Raw genomic sequence first — 15,003 nt, 5'->3', positions numbered from 1 at the left:
TTTCGCCTGTTTTTGCCTTGTCTTGCCTTCGCTCGCGCCGTTTTTACACACTCTGGATGCCAGGGGGACCGCGTGAAGACGTCAGGCTGAGTGACTGGCCGACTCACGCATTGTGCGGATAGCACGCGGGGGCGGCGGGGCTGGGTAAGCGACTCGATTATAGGAAGAGCGTCAGCGCAGAAACAAGTGTTTCAAACCGCGCGATGCTTCTTTAAATGACGTCCTTGGTCCGCGTGTTCTGCCACATGAGCACGCGGGTCACTCGATTGTCTTCGGTTTCCAGGGTTTCCAGGCGATACGGCCCGATCTTCAAGCACACCGAGCTGTCGGGAATGGTTTCCAGGGCCTCGGTAATCAAACCGTTGAGGGTCTTGGGGCCGTCGGCAGGCAGGTGCCAGCCCAGGCTCTTGTTGAGGTCGCGGATGGAGGCCGCGCCTTCGACCACCAGCCGTCCGTCCGGCTGCGGGTGAATATGCGGGTTGTCCAGGGATTGCTCGCTTTCGAATTCGCCGACGATCTCTTCGAGAATGTCTTCCAGGCTGACAATACCCTGCACCTCGCCATATTCATCGACCACCACACCCAGTCGTCGCTGTTGCTTGTGGAAGTTCAACAATTGCAGCTGCAGCGGGGTGCTTTCCGGGACGAAGTATGGCTCATAGCAGGCCGCTTTCAGCGCTTGCTTGGTCAGTTGTCCCCGTGGCAACAGGTGACTGATCATCCGCGTGTTGAGCACCCCTTCAACCTGGTTGATGTCGTTGTGATACACCGGTAGGCGGGTATGGCGCGAGATGATGAGCTTGTCGACGATTTCCTCGATGGTATCGTCCAGATTGATGCCGTCCACTTCACTGCGTGGCACAAGGATGTCGTTGACGGTCATGCTGTCCAGTGCATGAATCCCGGAAATGACTCGGGAGCGGCCGAAATGGCTTTCGTTGTCCTGATAGATCGTCGGACCCATATCATCGTCATCGGCAGCGGTATCCGGCCGACGCTTGGACAGGAACGGGCGCAACAGCAGCTTGGCGACGTTCTTATAGACCCAGGTCAAAGGCCGTAGCAGACGCATTGGGATGCGCAACACGTTGTTGCCCAGCAGCACAATGGCTTCAGGCCGACGGGACGCGAGTTTGCGCGGAATGAATTCAGTGACGGTCACCAATACGCTGGCCACGGCGATCCAGGCGATCAGCGGGCCATGGTAGTACCACTGACCGATTGCCAGCAGCGTTGCCAGAACCGTGATCAGGACCTTGAGCAGCGTATTGCCCAAAATCAGGCTGTTGAGGTTGAACGCCAGCACTGGCTTGGGCGGCTCGGTAGAGCGCGGGTTGACGTGCACCGCGCGCAGGTTGTGATGGGCCGCTTCCACCGCAGTGAACAGCGCGGACCCCAGCGTGAGCAGGGCGAGCAGCGCAAGCATCGTGCCGGTGGGCAGGTTATCCATGATCAGTGCCCGTCAGATGTGCAGGATGTATTCGCGTACGAGCTTGCTGCCGAAGTAGGCAAGCATCAACAGCAGGAAGCCGCCCAGGGTCCAGCGGATCGCCTTGTGTCCACGCCAGCCCAGGCGGGTGCGGCCCCATAACAGGACGCTGAACACGATCCAGGCGAGGATCGACAGCAGTGTCTTGTGCACCAGATGCTGCGCGAACAGGTTTTCGACGAACAGCCAGCCGGAAATCAGCGACATCGACAAAAGCGTCCAGCCGGCCCACAGGAAACCGAACAGCAGGCTTTCCATGGTTTGCAGCGGCGGGAAATTCTTGATCAGTCCTGAGGGGTGCTTGTTCTTCAACTGTCGGTTCTGCAATAGCAACAACAGGGCCTGAAAAACTGCGATGGTGAACATGCCGTATGCCAGGATCGACAGCAGAATGTGGCCGATCAGGCCCTGTTCGCCGAGGATGGGCTGGAGTGTACCGCTGGGTGCGAACTGCGCCATCAAGGTCGTCAACAGCCCTAGCGGGAACAGCAGGATCAGCAGGATTTCCACCGGGATGCGAATACACGCCAGCATGGTCACGATGATCACTGCGACGGCGATCAGGCTGGCGGCACTGAAGAAGTCCAGTCCCAGGCCGATCGGGCGTACCAGTTGGCCGAAAAGCGCACTGGCCTGGCAGGTGACAGCAAGAGTGCCGATAAGGCACAGCAGCCATTTATCGGCCTTCTTGCCCTGACGCAGGCGAGTGCCTTGATAGAGAGTCGCAGCGGCGTAAAGCAGGGCGGCGGCGAGGCTGAATAGCAAACTCGGTGACAATGGGAACATAGATCCTGTTGGGCGTGCCCGAAAGCCGCTGAGTTTGGCATAGAACCGACATTGCACGAAAGACCACAGAAGCAGACGTCATGGTGTCCGTGCGGCGGAGTCTTCGCTATAATCCGCGACCTGCTCAAGCCACAGGCTCGCCGAGCGCTGTTCTCTTCTATATATGTAGCGCTTTTTGCGCGTCGTATAGGGGCCTTATACAGCACAGCGCCGCACCAACCGGGGTTCGCACGAACTCAAAGGATCACGCATGTTTGAAAATCTGACAGATCGTCTCTCGCAGACGCTGCGCCAGGTCACCGGCAAAGCCAAGCTGACCGAGGACAACATCAAGGACACTCTGCGTGAAGTGCGTATGGCGCTGCTCGAAGCCGACGTCGCCTTGCCGGTGGTCAAGGAGTTCGTCAATCGCATCAAGGAGCGCGCCGTTGGCACCGAGGTGTCGCGCAGCCTGACGCCGGGCCAGGCGTTCGTGAAGATCGTCCAGGCCGAGCTAGAAGAGATGATGGGGGCGGCCAACGAAGAGCTGACCCTCAACGTCGCGCCGCCGGCGGTCATCCTGATGGCGGGTCTGCAGGGTGCGGGTAAGACCACCACCGCGGGCAAGCTGGCGAAATTCCTCAAGGAGCGCAAAAAGAAAAGCGTGATGGTGGTGTCTGCGGACGTTTACCGTCCTGCAGCGATCAAGCAGCTGGAAACCCTGGCCAACGACATCGGCGTGACGTTCTTCCCGTCCGATATCAGCCAGAAGCCAGTGGCTATCGCAGAAGCAGCTATCAGAGAAGCCAAGCTCAAGTTCATTGACGTCGTGATCCTCGACACCGCCGGCCGTCTGCATATCGACGCCGAAATGATGGGCGAGATCCAGGCGCTGCACGCGGCAGTCAAGCCGGCTGAAACCCTGTTCGTGGTTGACGCCATGACCGGTCAGGATGCCGCCAACACCGCCAAGGCCTTTGGCGACGCGCTGCCACTGACCGGCGTGATTCTGACCAAGGTCGACGGCGACGCCCGAGGCGGTGCTGCATTGTCGGTCCGTGCCATCACCGGCAAGCCGATCAAGTTCATCGGTATGGGCGAGAAGAGCGAGGCGCTGGAGCCGTTCCACCCTGACCGTATCGCTTCGCGCATCCTCGGCATGGGTGACGTGCTTAGCCTGATCGAACAGGCCGAGCAGACCCTCGACAAGGAAAAGGCCGACAAACTGGCCAAGAAGCTGAAGAAAGGCAAGGGCTTCGACCTCGAAGACTTCCGCGATCAGCTGCAACAGATGAAGAGCATGGGCGGTCTTGGCGGCCTCATGGACAAACTGCCGAGCATTGGTGGCGTCAACCTGTCGCAGATGGGTAACGCACAAAGCGCCGCTGAAAAGCAGTTCAAGCAAATGGAAGCCATCATCAACTCCATGACCCCGGCCGAGCGTCGTGACCCTGAGCTGATCAGCGGTTCGCGCAAACGCCGTATCGCCATGGGTTCCGGCACCCAGGTGCAGGACATCGGGCGTCTGATCAAGCAGCACAAGCAGATGCAGAAGATGATGAAGAAGTTCTCGACCAAAGGCGGCATGGCCAAAATGATGCGCGGAATGGGTGGAATGCTGCCCGGCGGTGGCATGCCCAAGATGTGATTTGCAGCGCGCGGGACCCGTTCCGCGCGTCCTTCTTTGGGAAAACCCTCCCACTGGCCTGCTTTGGCAGGCGCTTAATAGTCGTCGATGTTGACGGCTCCTCGGCAAATCTTGATGGCCTTGCGGCTCCTGCCGGAAAAAGTCATTTGCAAAACTCCGGATATTCCTTAGAATATGCGGCCTTTCGGGCACCCATGCCCGCTGTGCATCTTAGATTTGCAGCACCGACTACAGGAACTTTGTTCAATGCTAACAATCCGTCTTGCCCTTGGCGGCTCCAAAAAGCGCCCGTTCTACCACCTGACTGTGACCGACAGCCGTAACCCACGCGACGGTTCGCACAAGGAACAAATCGGTTTCTTCAACCCGGTTGCCCGTGGTCAGGAAATCCGTCTGTCCGTGAACCAAGAGCGCGTAGCCTACTGGCTGAGCGTTGGTGCACAACCTTCTGAGCGCGTTGCTCAGTTGTTGAAGGAATCTGCCAAGGCTGCGGCCTGAGCAATATGAACGCGACGCCAGTTGTTGCTGATGACTTGATCGTTATCGGCAAAATTTATTCTGTTCATGGCGTTCGCGGCGAAGTGAAGGTGTATTCCTTTACTGATCCGACTGAAAACCTGTTGCAGTACAAAACCTGGACGCTCAAGCGCGAAGGCAATGTGAAGCAGGTTGAGCTGGTCAGCGGGCGCGGGAACGACAAGTTCCTGGTCGCGAAGCTCAAGGGTCTCGATGATCGCGAAGAAGCTCGTCTTCTGGCTGGTTATGAGATCTGCGTGCCGCGCAACATGCTTCCTGATCTGACCGACGGCGAATACTACTGGTACCAGCTCGTGGGTTTGAAGGTCATCGATCACCTTGGGCAGTTGCTCGGGAAAATCGATCATCTTCTGGAAACCGGCTCGAACGATGTAATGGTGGTCAAACCCTGCGCAGGCAGTCTGGATGATCGCGAACGCTTGTTGCCCTATACGGAGCAATGTGTGTTGGCCGTCGATCTGGTTGCAGGCGAGATGAAGGTGGATTGGGACGCGGATTTCTAAGCAATGGCTAGCCTGCGCATAGAGGTCATCAGTCTGTTTCCCGAGATGTTTTCCGCCATCAGCGAATACGGCATCACCAGCCGTGCGGTGAAACAAGGGTTGTTGCAGCTCACTTGTTGGAATCCGCGGGACTACACCACGGATCGGCATCACACTGTGGACGATCGCCCGTTTGGCGGTGGCCCTGGCATGGTGATGAAGATCAAGCCTCTGGAAGATGCTCTGGTTCAGGCCAGGCAGGCGGCAGGGGATGCGGCGAAGGTGATTTACCTGTCGCCACAAGGCCGCAAGCTGGATCAGTCTGCGGTACGCGAACTGGCGCAGGAAGAAGCACTTATCCTGATTGCCGGTCGTTATGAAGGCATCGACGAGCGTTTTATTGATACTCATGTCGATGAAGAGTGGTCGATTGGTGACTATGTGTTGTCGGGCGGGGAATTGCCGGCCATGGTCCTGATAGATGCGGTTACGCGACTGCTGCCTGGAGCTTTAGGGCATGTGGATTCCGCGGAGGAAGATTCCTTCACGGACGGTCTGCTGGATTGCCCGCATTACACCCGACCGGAGGTGTATGCGGATCAGCGTGTTCCCGACGTGTTGCTAAGTGGCAATCACGCACACATCCGGCGTTGGCGTTTACAGCAGTCCCTTGGGCGGACCTATGAACGACGCGCCGATCTTCTGGAAAGCCGCTCGCTTTCTGGAGAAGAGAAGAAGCTGCTGGCGGAATATCTCCGCGAGCGGGACGATAGTTAACGTATCGATGGTAAATCCGACTGATTTACCTTAGGAGCACAGCATGACCAACAAAATCATTCTTGCACTCGAAGCAGAGCAGATGACCAAAGAGATCCCTCCCTTTGCCCCGGGCGACACCATTGTCGTTCAGGTGAAAGTGAAGGAAGGCGACCGTTCGCGTCTGCAGGCGTTCGAAGGCGTTGTAATCGCCAAGCGTAACCGTGGTGTGAACAGTGCTTTCACTGTTCGTAAAATTTCCAACGGTGTTGGCGTTGAGCGTACTTTCCAGACCTACAGCCCGCAAATCGACAGCATGGCTGTGAAGCGTCGCGGTGACGTTCGCAAAGCCAAACTGTACTACCTGCGTGACCTGTCTGGTAAAGCAGCTCGCATCAAGGAAAAACTGGTTTAATCCCAGTCTCCGATGCAAGAAAAAGCAGCCTGCGGGCTGCTTTTTTGTTGTCTGCAGAAAAGTTTCCGGAGCTGTCGCGACTATAGATTTATCCGCTACTCACGCGCCGATCACGCATTCCACCGTGGCAGTGAGCTTGCTCACGAACGACATAACACCCACCACAACTGGGTGCCAGGAAGTCAGTCTTCCTGAGCAAGCTCGCTCCCACAGATCAGGCATCTTCCTGATGATTTTGTATCGCTGCGAAGGATGTGAAAGACTGCCTCTCGTTTTCCCCCGCTCAAGCCTGATTCCATGCCTGCTTTAGACCACCCCATGATTGACCGTTTCCTCGATGCCCTGTGGCTGGAGAAGGGGCTGTCGGACAATACCCGGGATTCGTATCGCAGCGACTTGGCGTTGTTCAACGGCTGGTTGCAGGAGCGGGGGATCGAGCTGATGAGCGTCGAGCGCGGGGTGATTTTCGATCATCTTGCCTGGCGGGTAGACAACGGCTACAAGGCGCGTTCTTCTGCCCGATTCCTTTCCGGAGTACGTGGCTTTTATCGCTACTTGCTGCGCGAAAAGCTGATCACGGTCGATCCCACCTTGCAGGTCGACATGCCACAACTGGGCAAGCCGCTGCCCAAATCCCTATCAGAGGCCGACGTCGACGCGCTACTGGCTGCGCCGGATCTAAGCGATGCCATCGGCCAGCGCGACAGAGCCATGCTCGAGGTGCTGTATGCCTGCGGCCTGCGGGTGACAGAGCTGGTCAGTCTGACCCTCGAGCAGGTCAACCTGCGTCAGGGTGTGTTGCGGGTGATGGGCAAGGGCAGCAAGGAACGGTTGGTTCCCATGGGCGAGGAGGCCATCGTCTGGGTCGAACGCTACATGCGTGATGCGCGTCAGGAGCTGCTCAACGGTCGCCCCAGCGATGTGCTTTTCCCAAGTCTGCGCGGCGAACAGATGACCCGCCAGACCTTCTGGCACCGCATCAAGCTTCAGGCCAAGGTCGCCGGGATCGGCAAGTCGCTGTCGCCACACACCTTGCGCCACGCCTTTGCCACTCACCTGCTCAACCACGGCGCCGATCTTCGGGTCGTACAGATGCTGCTGGGGCACAGCGATTTGTCCACCACGCAGATCTATACCCACATCGCCCGAGCCCGACTACAGGATCTGCACGCGAAACATCATCCGCGCGGGTAATCCGGCGGCAGGAATTTACGACGAGTCTTACATCAGTCGGCGTCGGCCTCGCGAGCCTTATGTGATAGGCTTTGCCGGTTTCGCAGATTGGAGCGTCGAAAACCTCCCGGCACGCTCGTGTCCGACGGTTTCATTCACGCTCGTCTGCCCACCGCTCGAGGAGTTTTCATGCGCGTGACTCGTTTTATCGGTGCTGCCCTGGTAGCGCTGGCCAGCACTTTCACTCTGTTCGCCCACGCCGACGAGGCGTCCGACAAGGCCATCCGCAAGACCCTGGAGTCGCTGAACCTGGAAATTCCGGTCGAGAGCATTTCCAGCAGCCCGCTCAATGGTCTGTACGAAGTCAATCTGAAGGGCGGTCGCGTGCTGTACGCCAGCGCGGACGGCCAGTTCGTCATGCAGGGCAACCTCTATCAGATTCAAGGCGGCAAGCCAGTCAACCTGACCGAAAAGGTCGAGCGTCAGGCGATCTCGAAAACCATCAACGGCATCCCGACGGCAGAAATGGTGGTCTATCCGGCGGTTGGCGAAACCAAATCGCACATTACAGTCTTCACCGATACCACCTGCCCGTATTGCCACAAGCTGCACGGCGAAGTGCCTGAGCTGAACAAACGCGGCATCGAAGTGCGTTATGTGGCCTTCCCGCGTCAGGGCCTGGGCTCGCCAGGTGACGAACAGCTGCAGGCGGTGTGGTGTTCCAAGGATCGTCGCGACGCGATGGATCGCATGGTCGATGGCAAGAACATCAAGGCGCCAAAATGCGATAACCCGGTCACCAAGCAGTTCGAAATCGGCCAGGCGATCGGGGTCAACGGCACGCCAGCCATCGTTCTGGCGGACGGTCAGGTGATTCCGGGCTACCAGCCGGCGCCGCAAGTTGCCAAACTGGCACTCAGCGCCAAGTAATTTCTGCTCGTCGCGGCCATGTCTGCGACGGGCGTTGAAGCGCCGCCGCTGTCGGTGCTTCATCAATAGCGAGCCGCATCCACTGCGGCTGTTTTCACGGCCGGCCTCGCGTCGGCCGTTTTATGGGGAGTTCATAGTGAAACCGGTCAAAGTAGGCATCTGTGGGCTGGGTACTGTCGGTGGCGGTACCTTCAATGTGCTAAAGCGTAACGCCGAGGAAATTGCCCGCCGTGCCGGGCGTGGAATCGAAGTGGCGCAAATTGCCGTGCGTAGACCAAACCCCAATTGCCAGATTACCGGTACCCCGACCACCACCGACGTTTTCGAGGTGGCCAGCAACCCTGAAATCGACATCGTTATCGAACTGATCGGCGGCTACACCGTCGCCCGCGAACTGGTGCTCAACGCCATCGAAAACGGCAAGCACGTGGTCACCGCCAACAAGGCGCTGATCGCCGTCCACGGCAACGAAATCTTCGCAAAGGCCCGTGAGAAGGGCGTCATCGTGGCCTTCGAAGCTGCAGTCGCCGGCGGTATTCCGGTGATCAAGGCGATTCGCGAAGGCCTGGCTGCCAACCGCATCAACTGGGTCGCCGGCATCGTCAATGGCACTGGCAACTTTATCCTGACCGAAATGCGCGAAAAGGGCCGTACCTTCCCTGACGTGCTGGCCGAAGCGCAGGCGCTGGGCTATGCCGAAGCCGATCCGACCTTCGACGTCGAAGGCATCGATGCTGCGCACAAGCTGACCATTCTGGCGTCGATCGCGTTCGGTATTCCCCTGCAGTTCGACAAGGCCTACACAGAAGGCATTACCAAACTGACCACCGCCGACGTCAACTACGCCGAAGCGCTGGGCTATCGCATCAAGCACCTGGGCGTTGCGCGCAGTACATCGGCCGGTATCGAACTGCGTGTTCACCCGACCCTGATCCCGTCGGATCGTCTGATCGCCAACGTCAACGGCGTGATGAACGCGGTGATGGTCAACGGCGATGCGGCCGGTTCGACCCTGTTCTACGGTGCTGGTGCCGGCATGGAGCCGACCGCTTCTTCGGTCGTCGCTGACCTGGTCGATGTCGTTCGCGCCCTGACCACCGACCCGGAAAACCGCGTTCCGCACCTGGCATTCCAGCCGGACTCGCTGTCGGCTCACCCGATCCTGCCGATCCAGGAATGCGAGAGTGCCTACTACCTGCGCATTCAGGCCAAGGACCACCCGGGCGTGCTGGCCCAGGTGGCGAGCATCCTGTCCGAGCGCGGGATCAACATCGAGTCGATCATGCAGAAGGAAGTCGAAGAGCAGGACGGCCTGGTGCCGATGATCCTGCTGACCCACCGCGTGGTCGAGCAACGCATGAACGACGCCATCGAAGCACTGGAAACCTTGCAGGACGTGGCTGGGCCGGTGGTTCGCATTCGCGTCGAACACCTGAACTAAAAGCAGCGGTGAGCCTCAAGCGGCAAGCTGCAAGTAAAGCAAAACCACATCGCGGCGAGCTTCACGCTGCGGGCGGCAGGCAAAAGCTGGATCGCTTTGACTTGTCGCTTGTAGCTCGAAGCTCGCAGCTCGAACCGAAGGTTTGAAAAATGCGTTATATCAGTACTCGCGGCCAGGCGCCGGCCCTGAATTTCGAAGACGTGCTGCTCGCCGGCCTCGCCACCGATGGCGGCCTGTACGTTCCCGAGAACCTGCCACGTTTCACTCAGGAAGAGATCGCTTCCTGGGCTGGCCTGCCTTATCACGAGCTGGCGTTTCGCGTGATGCGCCCGTTCGTCACCGGCAGCATTCCGGACGCTGACTTCAGGAAAATTCTCGAAGAAACATACGGCGTGTTCGCCCACAGCGCCGTCGCGCCGCTGCGTCAGCTGAACGGCAACGAATGGGTTTTGGAGCTGTTCCACGGTCCGACCCTGGCGTTCAAGGACTTTGCCCTGCAACTGCTCGGTCGCCTGCTGGACTACGTGCTGGAGAAACGCGGCGAGCGCGTGGTGATCGTCGGCGCGACGTCCGGTGACACCGGCTCGGCGGCTATCGAAGGCTGCCGTCGTTGCGAAAACGTCGACATCTTCATCCTGCACCCGAACAATCGTGTATCGGATGTTCAGCGCCGTCAGATGACCACGATCTTCGGTGACAACATCCATAACATCGCCATCGAAGGCAACTTCGATGACTGCCAGGAAATGGTCAAGAACAGCTTCGCCGACCAGAGCTTCCTGAAAGGTACGCGCCTGGTGGCGGTGAACTCGATCAACTGGGCGCGGATCATGGCCCAGATCGTCTACTACTTCCATGCAGCATTGCAGTTGGGCGGTCCTGCGCGTTCGGTTGCGTTCTCGGTTCCGACTGGCAACTTCGGCGACATTTTCGCCGGTTACCTGGCGCGCAACATGGGCCTGCCGATCAGCCAACTGATCGTGGCGACCAACCGCAACGACATCCTGCACCGCTTCATGAGCGGCAACCAGTACGTCAAGGAAACCCTGCACGCCACGCTGTCGCCGTCCATGGACATCATGGTGTCGTCGAACTTCGAGCGTCTGCTGTTTGACATGCACGGTCGCAATGGCGCAGCAATCGCGGGTCTTATGGAAAGCTTCAAGCAGGGCGGCGGTTTCAGCGTCGAAGAAGACCGCTGGACCGAAACCCGCAAGTTGTTCGATTCCCTGGCGGTGAGCGACGAGCAGACCTGCGAAACCATCGCCGAAGTTTTCGCCAGCACCGGTGAAGTGCTTGACCCACACACCGCCATTGGCGTGAAAGCGGCCCGTGACTGCCGTCGCAGCCTGGACACCCCGATGGTGATTCTGGGAACCGCGCATCCGGTCAAATTCCCGGAAGCCGTGCAAAAGGCCGGTGTAGGAAAAGCGCTGGAACTGCCTGCACATTTGTCTGATTTGTTCGAGCGCGACGAGCGTTGCACCGTTCTGCCTAACGACCTGAAAGCCGTGCAGGCCTTCGTCAGCCAGCACGGTAATCGCGGCAAGCCCCTCTGACAGTATCGCCGTGTAACAACTTTAGGCCCGCCCTTCGGCGGGCCTTCTTGTTCCCGCGTGCCACACTTGCCCAATATTTCTGATTTTCGCGGACAAACAGGTGGCGGTAGACAACATGAACATGGACACGCAAGGAATGCCCGTCCAGACCAGAATCCTTCGATACATGCTGTGCGCAATGGTGCTGCTGGCGTGTGTCTGGAACCGAACAGGCCAGGGGGCGGAAAATCTGCCGTTCGTTCTGGGCGCGCCGTTTCTGAGCCAGGAGGCGTTGCAGCTCGACAGGGCTGATCGTCAGTGGCTGGACGAGCACAGACGGCTTCGGGTCGGCATTTCGATCTCCGATTACGAACCCATCGACATCACCAGCGATCGCAATCGCTATCAGGGCCTGAGTGCCGATTATCTGAGCCTGATCAGCGCCAAGCTCGGCATCCCCGTACGCGTCTCGGGATTTGCCAAGCGCGAGCAGGCGGTCGCGGCATTGCTTTCGGGCGAAGTCGATTTATTGAGCACTGCCAGTGGCTACGAACGGGGGATGTCGGGACTGGCGTACACCCGCGACTATCTCTCGGACCGCTCGGTCGTGGTGGGACGCGGTGACGATCAGAGTCTCTCGACATCCCTTTCCGGCAAGCGCATCGCCTTGCTCGATGGCTACGCCGATGCCGACGTCGTGCATCGCGCCTATCCAGCCAGCGAAGTCATATTGGCACCGACGCTGTTCAGCGCGATGGAGGCCCTGGCGCAGGGTGATGTCGACGCCTTCGTCGGCAATGAAGTGATCGCGCGCTCCTACAATGCACTTCGACCTTATCTGGGTCTGCAGATCAGGTTCGAGAGCCTGTTGCCCCCGGGTGGTTTCGCTTTTGCTACGCGCGAGGATGACGCGAGGTTGCTGGCGTTGCTGGACCGGGCGCTGGGCGATCTGGATGATTCGGTCAGCCGGGAAATTCAAGGGCGCTGGACGGTCGGCCTCGGCGCAGATGTCGAGGGCCAGCGGATCCGGCTCAGTGGGGACGAGCGGCAGTGGGTAAGCCGACACTCTCAGGTCACGGTCGCCTCTACTCTGCATCCGCCCTACATTTACCAGGATGCGAGCGGCCATTGGCGCGGACTGAATATCGACATCCTCAACCGCATTTCGCGCATGACCGGGCTCAAGTTCGTGCATCAGGTCATTCCTTCAACACAAGCGGCGCTGGACACCCTGGCTTCAGGGGCAGCCGATATGAACACCACCCTTGCTGAAACCCCTGAACGCAGGGCCTTCCTGAACTTCAGCTATGCCTACGGCGGCAACAATTGGGTCTACGTGATCCGCGCGGATAATCAGGCACCGGTGAGTCTGGCCGATATGTCTGGAAAGGTGCTCGCGATGCCGGCACGCCACGCGCTGCTGGAGTTCATTCGCACCCGCTATCCGAACGTGCAGATACGGCTCGTGCCGACCTACGCAGATGCTCGCCGATTGGTGGAAACGGGCCAGGCCGAAGCGACCATTCAGAACGAGGCGGGGGCCTGGCTGCATCCGCCAGGCGAACTGAAGGTCGGGCGCAGCGTGGAGGGCAAATGGTCGCCCGACCGTTTCGCCGTGATCAAGACCGAGCCCGAGCTCTTGAGCATTCTCAACAAGGCACTGGATGAGTTTCCGGTCGCAGAGATGCGGGCTATCCGCATGAAGTGGCTGGGCGGCATGATGACCCAACCGACGTTCTTGCAACGTATTCCCGACTGGGTCTATTGGCTGATGACGGTGGCGCTCCTGGTGGGGCTGGTATCGCTTGTCTGGAGCAGCCGCCTCAAGTTGCAGATCAATCACCGGCTGCGCGCCGAGGCGCAGCTCAGCGATCAGTTGGCGTTCAAGCGGGCATTGCTCGATGGCATTCCCAATCCTATCTACGTTCGCGATCTCCAGGGGCGGCTGGTCTCGTGCAACCGCAGCTACGAGGAAAGCTTCGGCATCAGTTATGAGCAGATGAACGGCCGGCGTCTGATCGACGTCGACCTCATTCCTCGGGACATTGCCGAGCGCATGCACGCCGATTACATCTCTCTGCTGCAGACGCAGGAGCCGGTTTTTGCTGACCGCAGCATGGTGCTTTCCGGTCGTCCTATCGAAGCCTGGCAGTGGACCGTGCCGTTCTATAGCGCGGACGGTCAACTGCAAGGGCTGCTTGGCGGCTGGGTCGATATCACTGAGCGCAAACGGCTGGAGCATGAACTGACTCAAGCCCAGCAACAGGCAGAACAGGCGAATCGGGCCAAGAGCACGTTTCTGGCCAACATGAGCCACGACATTCGTACGCCGATGGCGGCCATCGTCGGTTTGCTGGAGCTTGAACGAGAACGCACACGAATGCGTGGCGAAACGCCGTCCGAAGGGCTGGAGGTCGCCCACCGTTCGGCAAGGGAACTGGTGGAGCTGATCGGTGAGAGCCTCGATCTGGCGAAGATCGAGTCGGGACAGTTGCAACTGTCGACGGTGGTCACCACCTTGCAGCCGCTGCTTGACGGCGTCTATCAGCTATTCGAGGTACAGGCGCAGGAGCGCGGCCTGCAATTCACGCTGCAGACTGGACCGCGGGTCGCAGAGGCTTACTGGATAGATCCGATGCGTCTGCGGCAAATCCTGCACAACCTGATCAGCAATGCACTGAAGTTCACCGCCGAGGGCTCGGTGACGATTGATGTCAGCACTCGCCCCGGCGGCCAGACCCCGCCGGGGCTGCGCTTCGAGGTCGTCGACACCGGCATTGGCATGAACCCGGAGCAGCAGGCGCGTCTGTTTCAGCCATTCGCCCAGGCCGATGAGCAGACCGCAGGGCAGTTCGGTGGTAGCGGTTTGGGGCTCAGCATCTGTAAGCAACTGGTGGAGTTGATGGATGGGCAGATCACCCTTGTCAGCGCGCCGGGCAAGGGTACTCACGTCACTTTCGACTTGCCGGTGATCGCGGCAGAGACTTCGGTCACACCACAGCCACTGCCGGATCGACCGAGGATAGCCGAGACGGCGCTACGCATTCTGGTGGCCGATGATCTGTCGGCCAATCGCCTGGTGCTGACCGGGCAATTGGAACTGCTCGGGCATCAGGTCACAGTCGTCGACAGCGGGGCGGCGGCGCTGGAGGCTTGGCGCAATGGTTATTTCGATGCGCTGATCACCGACTGCAACATGCCGGGCATGGACGGTTATGAACTGACCCGCACGTTGCGCGCCATCGAGCGGCTAGAGCAATGCGTGGCGCGTCCGATCATCGGCTATACCGCCAACGCCATGCACGAGGAGCGTGCCCGCTGTGAAGAGGCGGGAATGGACGCCTTGCTGATCAAACCGGTGTCGTTGGCGCAATTGGCTGAAAAGCTCGAAGAGGTCGTGACCCCGGTGGGGCCTGACACACGACAGTTCGACGTTCAGGCCCTGCATCACATGACCCAGGCCAATGAAGCGCAAATCCAGAAAATGCTTGCCGAACTGTGGAAAAACCTGCGTCAGGAGCGGCAAGTCCTTGAGCCTGCCATCGTTGCGCGGGACTGGAAAACCTTGAGCGCCAGCCTCCACCGGCTCAAGGGCGTGGCCTGCCTGATCGATGCCGTGCCATTGGCCAAGGCCTGTGCGCAACTGGACAGCGATGTGCGCGCAACTCCAGATGGGGTCAACAGCGCATGGCAGGCGCTGGACACCTCGATGCAGGCGCTGAGCCTGGCGCTGGAAACCCATCTGGACGAGGTGCCCACGCTTTAAGACGTGTCCTATGGAATGCAGTTGGCCTGATCTTTAGAGTGCGGATCCCGAAGTCGAGTCAGG

At 59.3% G+C, this 15,003-nt stretch carries 12 protein-coding genes; 10 read left to right on the top strand and 2 right to left on the bottom strand.

Going from position 1 to position 15,003, the window contains the following annotated elements; genetic code table 11:
• Positions 1-211 precede the first annotated feature (211 nt).
• Together CE491_RS19400 and CE491_RS19395 are read right to left on the bottom strand one after the other, a co-directional pair.
• Positions 212-1,450, bottom strand: coding sequence for a CNNM domain-containing protein (locus CE491_RS19400; RefSeq protein ID WP_110949949.1), 1,239 nt, complete (start codon positions 1,448-1,450; stop codon positions 212-214).
• 12 nt (positions 1,451-1,462) lie between these two features.
• Entirely contained in the window at positions 1,463-2,275 is an 813-nt protein-coding gene (locus CE491_RS19395) for a cytochrome C assembly family protein (RefSeq protein WP_110949948.1), read from the bottom strand.
• Positions 2,276-2,525: 250 nt separating this feature from the next.
• On the opposite strand from CE491_RS19395, the gene ffh reads away from it, so the two are divergent.
• The 10 genes from ffh to CE491_RS19345 all read left to right on the top strand — a co-directional run bounded on the left by ffh (position 2,526) and on the right by CE491_RS19345 (position 14,940).
• Entirely contained in the window at positions 2,526-3,902 is a 1,377-nt protein-coding gene (gene ffh, locus CE491_RS19390; RefSeq protein WP_110949947.1) for a signal recognition particle protein, read from the top strand.
• A 246-nt stretch (positions 3,903-4,148) separates the two neighbouring features.
• Positions 4,149-4,400 (top strand): 30S ribosomal protein S16, encoded by a 252-nt coding sequence (gene rpsP / locus CE491_RS19385; protein ID WP_110949946.1) that lies wholly within the window; start codon positions 4,149-4,151, stop codon positions 4,398-4,400.
• A gap of 5 nt (positions 4,401-4,405) precedes the next feature.
• Positions 4,406-4,942, top strand: coding sequence for a ribosome maturation factor RimM (rimM, locus tag CE491_RS19380; RefSeq protein WP_110949945.1), 537 nt, complete (start codon positions 4,406-4,408; stop codon positions 4,940-4,942).
• Positions 4,943-4,945: 3 nt separating this feature from the next.
• A complete protein-coding gene (gene trmD, locus CE491_RS19375; RefSeq protein ID WP_110949944.1) occupies positions 4,946-5,698 on the top strand; it encodes a tRNA (guanosine(37)-N1)-methyltransferase TrmD in 753 nt (250 codons plus the stop codon).
• Positions 5,699-5,741: 43 nt separating this feature from the next.
• Positions 5,742-6,092 carry a 50S ribosomal protein L19 gene (gene rplS, locus CE491_RS19370; RefSeq protein WP_008018567.1) on the top strand — a complete coding sequence of 117 codons (351 nt, stop codon included), beginning with the start codon at positions 5,742-5,744 and terminating at the stop codon, positions 6,090-6,092.
• Between the two features lie 297 nt (positions 6,093-6,389).
• Positions 6,390-7,286, top strand: coding sequence for a site-specific tyrosine recombinase XerD (gene xerD, locus CE491_RS19365; RefSeq protein ID WP_110949943.1), 897 nt, complete (start codon positions 6,390-6,392; stop codon positions 7,284-7,286).
• Positions 7,287-7,454: 168 nt separating this feature from the next.
• Positions 7,455-8,195 carry a bifunctional protein-disulfide isomerase/oxidoreductase DsbC gene (gene dsbC, locus CE491_RS19360; RefSeq protein ID WP_110949942.1) on the top strand — a complete coding sequence of 247 codons (741 nt, stop codon included), beginning with the start codon at positions 7,455-7,457 and terminating at the stop codon, positions 8,193-8,195.
• 136 nt (positions 8,196-8,331) lie between these two features.
• Positions 8,332-9,636 (top strand): homoserine dehydrogenase, encoded by a 1,305-nt coding sequence (locus CE491_RS19355; protein ID WP_110949941.1) that lies wholly within the window; start codon positions 8,332-8,334, stop codon positions 9,634-9,636.
• A 149-nt stretch (positions 9,637-9,785) separates the two neighbouring features.
• The gene (thrC, locus tag CE491_RS19350) at positions 9,786-11,195 is read left to right on the top strand and encodes a threonine synthase (protein WP_110949940.1); all 1,410 of its coding nucleotides are present in this window, start codon (positions 9,786-9,788) and stop codon (positions 11,193-11,195) included.
• A gap of 136 nt (positions 11,196-11,331) precedes the next feature.
• Positions 11,332-14,940 (top strand): ATP-binding protein, encoded by a 3,609-nt coding sequence (locus tag CE491_RS19345; protein WP_234407633.1) that lies wholly within the window; start codon positions 11,332-11,334, stop codon positions 14,938-14,940.
• Positions 14,941-15,003: the final 63 nt, after the last annotated feature.

Source organism: Pseudomonas bohemica, assembly GCF_002934685.1.
GTDB lineage: Bacteria > Pseudomonadota > Gammaproteobacteria > Pseudomonadales > Pseudomonadaceae > Aquipseudomonas > Aquipseudomonas bohemica.
Note: the sequence above shows the minus strand (reverse complement) of the source record. Positions and strands in the feature narration are given on the sequence as shown.

What these genes read in the sequence shown, in the direction of transcription:
- trmD (WP_110949944.1), top strand. Translation starts at nt 4,946, where the DNA reads ATGGCTAGCCTGCGCATAGAGGTCATCAGTCTGTTTCCCGAGATGTTT.
- CE491_RS19395 (WP_110949948.1), bottom strand. Translation starts at nt 2,275, where the DNA reads ATGTTCCCATTGTCACCGAGTTTGCTATTCAGCCTCGCCGCCGCCCTG.
- rplS (WP_008018567.1), top strand. Translation starts at nt 5,742, where the DNA reads ATGACCAACAAAATCATTCTTGCACTCGAAGCAGAGCAGATGACCAAA.
- rpsP (WP_110949946.1), top strand. Translation starts at nt 4,149, where the DNA reads ATGCTAACAATCCGTCTTGCCCTTGGCGGCTCCAAAAAGCGCCCGTTC.
- ffh (WP_110949947.1), top strand. Translation starts at nt 2,526, where the DNA reads ATGTTTGAAAATCTGACAGATCGTCTCTCGCAGACGCTGCGCCAGGTC.
- CE491_RS19345 (WP_234407633.1), top strand. Translation starts at nt 11,332, where the DNA reads ATGCCCGTCCAGACCAGAATCCTTCGATACATGCTGTGCGCAATGGTG.
- rimM (WP_110949945.1), top strand. Translation starts at nt 4,406, where the DNA reads ATGAACGCGACGCCAGTTGTTGCTGATGACTTGATCGTTATCGGCAAA.
- dsbC (WP_110949942.1), top strand. Translation starts at nt 7,455, where the DNA reads ATGCGCGTGACTCGTTTTATCGGTGCTGCCCTGGTAGCGCTGGCCAGC.
- thrC (WP_110949940.1), top strand. Translation starts at nt 9,786, where the DNA reads ATGCGTTATATCAGTACTCGCGGCCAGGCGCCGGCCCTGAATTTCGAA.
- CE491_RS19400 (WP_110949949.1), bottom strand. Translation starts at nt 1,450, where the DNA reads ATGGATAACCTGCCCACCGGCACGATGCTTGCGCTGCTCGCCCTGCTC.
- xerD (WP_110949943.1), top strand. Translation starts at nt 6,390, where the DNA reads ATGCCTGCTTTAGACCACCCCATGATTGACCGTTTCCTCGATGCCCTG.